The sequence below is a fragment of the Bartonella sp. CL436QHHD genome (genome assembly GCF_042195105.1).
Taxonomy (GTDB): domain Bacteria; phylum Pseudomonadota; class Alphaproteobacteria; order Rhizobiales; family Rhizobiaceae; genus Bartonella.
This window is the reverse complement of record NZ_JBHINR010000053.1, coordinates 1-4,288: the sequence shown is the minus strand read 5'-3', so window position 1 is coordinate 4,288 and position 4,288 is coordinate 1. Positions and strand designations below refer to the sequence as shown.

Here is a 4,288-nt window from a genome sequence, read left to right as displayed (position 1 = left end):
CTTCTAGTCGCGGGCTATCAGAAGTTTATGGAAAATAACTTTTGGGGTTTGACCAATTCAACACAAGAAGCAAAAGATTTGGTGTATAGCCATGGTATTACAGGGTTAGAACTTTATGGACATAGCCGTGGTACCATGACATTGGGGAATATGCTGTATTCTTTCAAACAAGAAGGGGTGCACGGGATAGCCGACAACACGAATATCAATTTCTATGGACCAGCCTTTAATGTTTTAGTTGCATCCGGTCTGTTAGGTTATGTGAGTGATGGCAAACAAACCACTATTAGCTTTGATGGGAATAGATATGACTTTGTCAGCAGAATTATTGGCGGCAATGGCTATACCTACGAGACAATACCTGCTGGCAGTAACTGGTGGAAAGAATGGTGGAGAGTGACCATGAATCCCATAAGCTCCCATACCTGTCTTGGAGATGTGGGGCGTATGTGCAGCATGCTTTACGGCTCATCCCATCGTGAACAAGTTCCTTCAAGTAAATCATGGAGTAAAAAATGAAACAAACTCTAAAGCTATTAGGTGCTGTAACTTTGTTAAGTATCACCGGATGTCAGTTTAATAAAACTCCCATATCTTCTATAGGGGCATGGGAAAAGCCAGGAGCAGATTTTACGGAGATAGGAAAAGCCTTGTTAGAATGCGGTATGCCAACCCCTTATGATAAGGATCCAGAAAGTAGAAAGCTCAGCTATAATGCAAATGCAACCATTGATGCTTGCATGCTCCAAGCGGGATTTCGCTATAAATATGATGTGGGGGGAGGCTGGTGTGGAAATCATAAAGCTGAAAACTTGCCCATTTGTCGTCCAGGTGCTGTCATACCACAGCGCAGTGTCAAGAAGCGCTTAAACAGCCCTTTTTGTAAAAAATATAAAAATAGTCGCAAATGCCAACCTTAAGTGTTTCTATTGGTGATGATCAACAATCCCTTATCCTTGCTTTTGCTTGGAATGGCGCGATTGTTTTCTCAATCCATCATCTCAATATTGTTCACCGTTGTTTTAAGCAGCGATGACAGAAAATATCAACAAGCCTCCGAGCTGTTTTATAGTAAATAAATCCATTGAAAGAGGGAAAAAATGAAGAAAATCTTAAAACTATTGAGTTGCATAGCTCTCTTAAATACAGCTGGATGTGTTAACCAACCTCCTCCATCAACTTTAGCATTATGGGAAAAACCAGGTGTCGATAAAGCGATGATCCAACAATCCTTATCAAAATGTGGCTGGAAACTGGTTTATGCTTCTTCTAGTGATATGAATTCGTATGCGAGTGAATTTGCCTCAGTTTATGAGTGCATGAAAAAAGCAGGTTTCCGGTATAAATTGCAAGATTCAAAAGGGCTCTATTTTGTACAACCTCTGAAAAGTGACTCGTTTTTAGCTAATTTGATGCTAGCTGGATATCAGCAATTTATGGACAATGATACCTTTGGTGTGACCAACAAAACGAAACAGGAACGCGCTTTACTAACGCATTTTGAGGATGAAAGAAAACGTCAGCAAAAGCAAAAAGCTTTACAAAAGCGATCACCAAAGCGTCCTCCCCATCGTTAAAAAGGTCGTTAGATAAAATCACGAATGAAGTAGAGGATCAAAGCTGTCTTCTTCTTTATCCACACAACGGGCACTTTTAATTTGGTGTTTAAGATAGTCGACAATAAGGCAGGTAAGGTTTCATTACGGGGGATGCGTATTTTGAAGCCAAAGTCGTGGGGCAATCCACAGGATACGTTAAGCGGTTTGACCGAGGCTGGCGCATCTGGCAGTATGACAGTGGGCTTTAAGAAAGCAGAAGCTTCTTCTCAAGCTTCCACCGCGATGACCACAACAATAGAAGCAGGACGCGCTGTCAACATGCAAGCCCACAAAGGCAGCATCCATGGTGTTGGAGCCGATATTATTGTCGGCACAAACCCGATGCAAAGCAATGATAAACAGAGCGGGAATATCACCATGGGAGCAGGTAAAGATATTACTTTTGAAAGTGCGCAAAACACACAAAGCACACAAAATCATACGCAAAGCGCTTCAATGAATGTTGGGTATAGTTATGGTACCGATGGTCCAAGGTGGATGGGGAATGCTTCTTTTGGTAAAGGCAAGGGTTCCAGTGAGGAGGTTCACCAGAAGAACAGCCATATTATAGGCACTGGCACTCTTCATACCATAAGTCAGGGAAACACCATACNGGTAAAGGCAAGGGTTCCAGTGAGGAGGTTCACCAGAAGAACAGCCATATTATAGGCACTGGCACTCTTCATACCATAAGTCAGGGAAACACCATACTGGCAGGCGCCGTGGTTTCTGGAGAGCGTGTAGAAATGGAAGTAGGGGGTGATTTTACCGTTGTCAGCCGCAGTGATACGGGACAAAGTTCTAGCAAGCAAAATTCTGTTTCCATTGGTTATAATAGTCGAGAAAAGGATGGTACAGCCACAACCAATATTTCCTTGAACAAGGATAAATCCTCTAGTGATTATCACAGTGTTGTGGAGCAATCAGGCATCAAATCGGGTGATGGCGGTTTTAAGATCAACGTTAAAGATAAAACAACGCTGACCGGAGGCATCATTGCCAGCACCGCGCCGGCAGATAAAAACAGCCTGACCACAGGAAGCATTAGCACCAGTGATATCAGCAACGGTGCGCATGCTCAAGCTAGCAGCCAAGGTTTAAGCATTTCTGCCGGTGGTCCGATGTATCAAGGCAAATATGGTGTCGGGAAAAACATTGCTAAAAATGTCTTAGATCATTCAAAAGCTAAAGATTCAGAGGAAGGATATACCAAATCCGCCATTAGCGATGGCACCATCGTCATTACTGATGAAGCAGGGCAGAAGGCATTGACAGGGCAAGACGTGGAACAAGCCATAGCCTCCCTTAATCGTGATACTGCCACCGCCCATAAGGGTGTACAACAGCTCGATGTAGGCAAGCTGGAACAAATCGTCCATGAAAACCGTGAAATGGCAACCCAACTTTTAGAAGAAGGATTTAAATACAGCGATGATTCCTATAAAACCATGTTTATCAAAGAGCACCCCATCGCTGTGGTCGACCGTGATGAAAAGGGTAATATACTCTATGAAATAGATGCAAATGGGGAGCCTATAGAAGACGCTCGTGGACAAAAAATACCTCACGCACATTATTTAACGGATGAAGAAAAGCAGCATTTACAAGAAGGTGCTGATGGCAAGGTGCATGTGTCCTTTAATGGAATCTTTACACCACCAGAGGAAGCCGCTGTTTATGCAGAGCAACATGCGAAGGATAAAAATAATCCGCTTTATTTTGTGGTGTTCCCAGAAGCTGATTCTGCTATCTCAGAACTTCTAGTCGCGGGCCATCAGAAGTTTATGGAAAATAACTTTTGGGGTTTGACCAATTCAACACAAGAAGCAAAAGATTTGATGTATAGCTATGGTCTTACAGGATTAGAACTTTATGGACATAGTCGCGGGACAATGACATTGGGGAATATGCTGTATTCTTTCAAACAAGAAGGGGTGCACGGGATAGCCGACAACACGAATATCAATTTCTATGGACCAGCCTTTAATGTTTTAGTTGCATCCGGTCTGTTAGGTTATGTGAGTGATGGCAAACAAACCACTATTGGTTTTGATGGGAATAGATATGACTTTGTAAGCAGAATTATTGGCGGCAATGGCTATACCTACGAGACAATACCTGCTGGTAGTAATTGGTGGAAAGAATGGTGGAGAGTGATCACAAATCCTGTAAGTCCCCATACTTGTCTTGGAGATGCGAGTCCAAAATGTCGCTATAATTATGGCACATCTCATCGTGAACAAAAACCTTGAATTAGATCATGGAGGAAAAAATGAAACACATCGTAAAATTATTAAGTGCTGTAACTTTGTTAGGTATTGCAGGATGTCAGTTTAATAAAACTCCTGGGGGGTATTTGAGCGCGTGGGAGAAAAATGGTGTTACTGATTTTACTGAAATAGGAAAAGCCTTATTAGAATGTGGTATGCCAGCTCCTTATGATGTATTTCCAGAAAACAGAAATTTAAGCAACAATGCAATAGCAACAATTCATGCTTGTATGGTTCAATCAGGTTTCCGCTATAAAGATGAAAGGGGGGGGGATGGTGTGTAAACCATAAAGCCGAAAATCTCCCGATTTGTCGTCCAGGTGCTGTTGTTCCACAGCGCAGTGTCAAGAAGCGCTTAAACAGCCCTTTTTGTAAAAAGCATCCAGAACAATATGAATGCTATCCTTAAGTCTTGCTGTT

4 protein-coding genes and 2 pseudogenes are annotated in these 4,288 nt (G+C 42.4%); all 6 read left to right on the top strand.

Features of this window, described 5'->3' with window-relative positions:
* Positions 1-519 (top strand): filamentous hemagglutinin (locus tag ACFIKN_RS07340; protein WP_375658152.1); only part of this gene is annotated, 519 nt, incomplete at its 5' end.
* The gene (locus ACFIKN_RS07335; protein WP_375609489.1) at positions 516-920 is read left to right on the top strand and encodes a hypothetical protein; all 405 of its coding nucleotides are present in this window, start codon (positions 516-518) and stop codon (positions 918-920) included. The genes ACFIKN_RS07340 and ACFIKN_RS07335, both read left to right, overlap by 4 nt.
* Positions 908-1,036, top strand: coding sequence for a hypothetical protein (locus tag ACFIKN_RS07330; protein ID WP_375624300.1), 129 nt, complete (start codon positions 908-910; stop codon positions 1,034-1,036). The genes ACFIKN_RS07335 and ACFIKN_RS07330 overlap by 13 nt, the downstream gene beginning before the upstream one ends.
* Before the next feature lie 64 nt (positions 1,037-1,100).
* Positions 1,101-1,577 carry a hypothetical protein gene (locus tag ACFIKN_RS07325; RefSeq protein ID WP_375658151.1) on the top strand — a complete coding sequence of 159 codons (477 nt, stop codon included), beginning with the start codon at positions 1,101-1,103 and terminating at the stop codon, positions 1,575-1,577.
* Positions 1,578-1,763: 186 nt separating this feature from the next.
* Positions 1,764-3,850 (top strand): annotated as a pseudogene (locus tag ACFIKN_RS07320) (hemagglutinin repeat-containing protein); the annotation flags it as partial.
* A gap of 20 nt (positions 3,851-3,870) precedes the next feature.
* Positions 3,871-4,277 (top strand): annotated as a pseudogene (locus tag ACFIKN_RS07315) (hypothetical protein).
* Positions 4,278-4,288 lie beyond the last annotated feature (11 nt).